We start from the raw sequence: 4275 nt of genomic DNA, 5'->3' as shown, positions 1-4275 counted from the left end.
GGGTGGTCGTTGGCGACGACGCGTTCGTTGTTCGATCACCGGGCTGTGGTGGTGGGTGAGGACCGTACGGAACTCCTCACCGGACTCGAAGCACTCGCCGCCGGAGAGCCTGCCGCCCAGGTGGTCTCAGGGACGGCGGACGAAGCGGGCGGCACGGTCTTCGTCTTCCCCGGTCAGGGATCCCAATGGCCGGGCATGGCCCGGGAACTCCTCGACTCGTCCGAGGTGTTCGCGAAGCGGCTCGCCGAGTGCGCCGACGCTCTCGCGCCCCACACCGACTGGTCGCTGCTGGACGTCGTACGCGGTGTGCCGCACGCGCCGAACCTGGACCGGGTCGATGTGGTCCAGCCCGTGTTGTTCGCGGTGATGGTGTCGCTGGCGGAGCTCTGGCGCTCCCTGGGCATCGTGCCGGACGCGGTGGTCGGGCACTCGCAGGGTGAGATCGCCGCCGCCCATGTGGCCGGCGCGCTCAGCCTGGACGACGCGGCCCGGGTGGTTGCCCTGCGGTCACGGGCCATCGTCGCGCTCGCCGGCAACGGTGGTATGGCGTCGGTGTCCCTGCCCGCCCACGAGCTGGAGCAACGGCTCGCGCGTCTGGGCGGTCGCGTGCACATCGCCACCGTCAACGGCCCCTCGTCGACCACGGTCTCCGCCGACGTCGAGGCGCTGGAAGAGCTGCTGGCCGAGTGCGCGAAGGAGGGGGTGGACGCCCGGCGGATCGCCGTCGACTACGCGTCCCACTCCCCCCATGTGGATGTGCTCCACGATCACCTGCTTGAGCTGCTGTCCGGGATCACCCCGCGCGGCTCGGAGCTCCCCTTCTACTCGACGGTGACCGGTGAACCGCTGGACACCGCGACCCTGGACGCCGTGTATTGGTTCCGCAACCTGCGCCAGACCGTGCGGTTCGAGGGTGCGACCCGGGCGCTCCTGGCAGATGGGCACCGTACCTTCGTCGAGGTCAGCCCGCACCCGGTGCTGACCATGGCGGTTCAGGACACGGTGAGCGGCGCGGCGGGGGCCGCGGCGGACGCCCTGGTCACGGGCACACTGCGCCGGGACGACGGCGGCCTGCGCCGTTTTCTCACCTCGGTCGCCCAGGTGCACACTCAAGGCGGGTCCGCCGACTGGTCCGCCGTACTGGCCGGCCACGGGGCCCGAACGGTCGAACTGCCCACGTACGCCTTCCAGCGGGAGAGGTACTGGCTGGACAGTACGTCCGGTACCGCGGACGTGACCTCGGCCGGGCTGCTGGCGGCGGAACACGCCCTGCTGGGCGCGGCGGTCCCGCTGGCCGACAGCCGGGAGTTGGTGTTCACCGGACGCCTGGCCCCCGGTGCGCACCTCCGGTCGGCCGGAGGTCCCGGGGCGGGCGCCTCGCTGTCCGGCGCGGTGCTCGCCGAACTCGTCCTGCACGTCGGCGAGCGGGTCGAGTGCCCCTGGGTGGACGAACTGACGGTGCTCTCTCCGCTGGGCCTTTCCGCCGAGCACGCGTGTCAGCTCCAGGTCACCGTCCGGGCGCCGGACGCGTCCGGGCGGCGTGCGGTTCTCGTTCACTCCCGCCCGGAGGACCAGGACGAGGACGGCGACTGGACACGGCACGCCGAGGCCGCGGTTCTGCCACGCGCCGACGACGCCGCCGAGGCTGTGGCGTCGTCCGACGGCGCCTGGCCCCCGCCGGGGGCCAGGTCCGTCGATCTCGCCGATCTCGCGCCGGACCCCGAGGATGACGGTGCCGGTCCGGGGGAGCCGTTCCGCGGTGCCCGGGCGCTGTGGCGGCTCGGCTCCGAGTTGTACGCGGAGGTGGCGCTCGCGGAGGATCCGCCCACCGACGTGGACGGCTTCGGAATCCATCCCGAACTGCTGGACGCGGCTTCCCGCGCGCTTGCCCCCGCTCTGCACCAGGACGGCGCCGCCGCACGGCGGGTGGTGTCCTGGAGCGGCCTGCGCCTCTACGCCACGCGGTCCACTTCCGTACGCGCGCGGCTCACCGCGCTCGGCACGGACCGGTACCGGCTGGCTCTGTCCGACCCCGCCGGACGGCCGGTCGCGGCTGCCGAGACCCTCACTCTGGCGGACGCCCCCGACGATCCGACGGAGCGGCCGAGGGAGCGGGACAGCGGGAGCCTTTTCCACCTCGACTGGCCGGAGGTGGCCGGCACGGCGGGCGGCGCTTTTGGCGTCTGGACCCTGCTGGGAGACGGGGCGGCATCTCTCAGGGGCGAACTCGCCCGCGCCGGGGTGACGGTACGGACCTGTCCCGACCTGGCGACGGCTTCGGCCCGCGCATTCGGCGCCGCCTCTTCCGGCGTCGTACTGGCCGCTCCCGCCGAGTCCACGGCCGCGTCCGTGTCCGCCACCGGGCAGGACGATGCCGGCTCACACCGGCCCGACACCCCCTCGGACCACGCCCACCGGGCGACCGAGGCCGCGCTCGGGCTGCTGCGCGAGTGGCTCACCGACGAGGGCACCGACGCCGCACGACTCGTGGTACTCACGCGGGGCGCCGTCGCCGTCCGGGCCGGCGACGATGTGACAGGACTGGCGGGCGCCGCCGTCTGGGGACTGGTCCGCAGCGCCCAGGCCGAACACCCGGACCGCGTCACGCTGATCGACATCGACGACACACCGGCCTCGGTGCGGGCGCTGCCCGCCGCACTGGCCACCGAAGAGCCCCAACTGGCGCTGCGCGGGGGCATGTCGTACACCCCGAGGCTGACGAGGACGATCCCCGACCCACCGGCGCCCGCTCGGCCGCTCGACCCGGACGGTACGGTGCTCGTCACCGGCGGCACGGGCACTCTCGGCCGGCTGGTCGCACGTCACCTCGTGACCTCACACGGCATCCGGCATCTGCTCCTGACCAGCCGCAGGGGCCCGGAGGCCGATGGTGCCGAGCAGATCCGCGCGGAACTCGCCGCCGAGGGCGCCGAGGTGACCGTGGTCGCCTGCGATGTCGCGGACCCGCACGCCCTGCGGGAGACGCTGGGCACCGTGGACCCCCACCACCCGCTCACCGCCGTCGTCCACGCGGCCGGTGTCCTCGCCGACGCCACCGTGCACGCGCTCACCGCGGACCAGACGCATCGGGTGCTCCGACCCAAGGCGGACGCCGCGTGGAATCTGCATCAGCAGACCTCTCGGCTGGACCTCGCCGCGTTCGTCCTGTTCTCGTCCGTCACCGGCGTCATCGGCACACCGGGTCAGGCGAACTACGCGGCCGCCAACGCCTTTCTCGATGGGCTCGCGGCGCACCGGCATGCCAACGGGCAGCCCGCGACCAGCCTGGCCTGGGGCTACTGGGCCGAGTCCACCGGGATGACCAGCCACCTCTCCCGCGCGGACGTGGCCCGCATGGACCGCACCGGCGTCGGTGCCCTGGCGACGGACGACGCACTCTCCCTCTTCGACACCGCTCTCGCCGCAGGGCTCCCGGCCCTGGCGCCGGCCAGGATCGTCACACGGTCCCTGCGGGAGCTCGCGCGGAGCGGCCCGCTGCCCGCGGTGCTGCGCGGCCTGGTCCGTACCTCGTCACGGCGCAGGGCGGCAGGCGCCGTGACGGGCGCGGACTCGTGGCAACAGCGGCTGTCGGCCCTGCCCCCGTCCGAGCAGCACACCCTGCTGTTCGAACTGGTCAGCAGCCATGCGGCCGCCGTCCTGGGCGGTGCCCGGCAAGCCGTCGAAAGCGGCCGGGCCTTCAAGGAGTTGGGTTTCGACTCTCTGACGGCCGTCGAACTGCGCAACAGGCTCAGCGCCGCGACCGGCCTGCGGCTGCCCGCCACTGTGGTCTTCAACCACCCGACGGCCGCCGCACTCGCGGCACATGTGCGCGAGCTGCTGGCTCCGGTTCCGGACGCTGCCGAGGACGTCTCCCCGATGGCGCGGCTCGATTCGCTGGAAGCGGCTCTCGGCTCGCTCGATCCGGCCGATGCCGACGCCCACGACGCGATCGCCGAGCGCCTTCATTCCCTGCTGCGGAAACTGGAGCGGCCCGGTCTGGAGCGGCCCGGCGGGGACCTCACGGACACGATTCTGTCGGCGACGCCCGACGAGATCTTCGAACTTATCGACAACCGGCTTGGCCGACAGCGTCGGACAGGTTCGGACAACCAGGGGGCCAACCATGACGAACGAAGCGAAGATCGCCGAATACCTTAAGCGTGTGACGGTGGAGCTTCATCGGGCTGAGCGGCGGCTTGTTGAGGTTGAGGGGCGTGTGCATGAGCCGGTGGCGGTGGTGGGTATGGGGTGTCGTTTTCCGGGGGGTGTGGTGTC

Annotated in this window: 2 protein-coding genes; both read left to right on the top strand. The window is 72.8% G+C overall.

Annotated elements, in window-relative coordinates; translation table 11 throughout:
- Positions 1-27 precede the first annotated feature (27 nt).
- The gene (locus M1203_RS38395; RefSeq protein ID WP_249954504.1) at positions 28-4158 is read left to right on the top strand and encodes a type I polyketide synthase; all 4131 of its coding nucleotides are present in this window, start codon (positions 28-30) and stop codon (positions 4156-4158) included.
- Positions 4124-4275 (top strand): polyketide synthase docking domain-containing protein (locus M1203_RS38390; RefSeq protein ID WP_249954505.1); only part of this gene is annotated, 152 nt, incomplete at its 3' end. The genes M1203_RS38395 and M1203_RS38390, both read left to right, overlap by 35 nt.

Source organism: Streptomyces sp. 35G-GA-8 (assembly GCF_023534745.1).
Classification (GTDB): domain Bacteria; phylum Actinomycetota; class Actinomycetes; order Streptomycetales; family Streptomycetaceae; genus Streptomyces.
The sequence above is the reverse complement of the archived record's forward strand: the minus strand, read 5'-3'. Positions and strand labels throughout refer to the sequence as shown.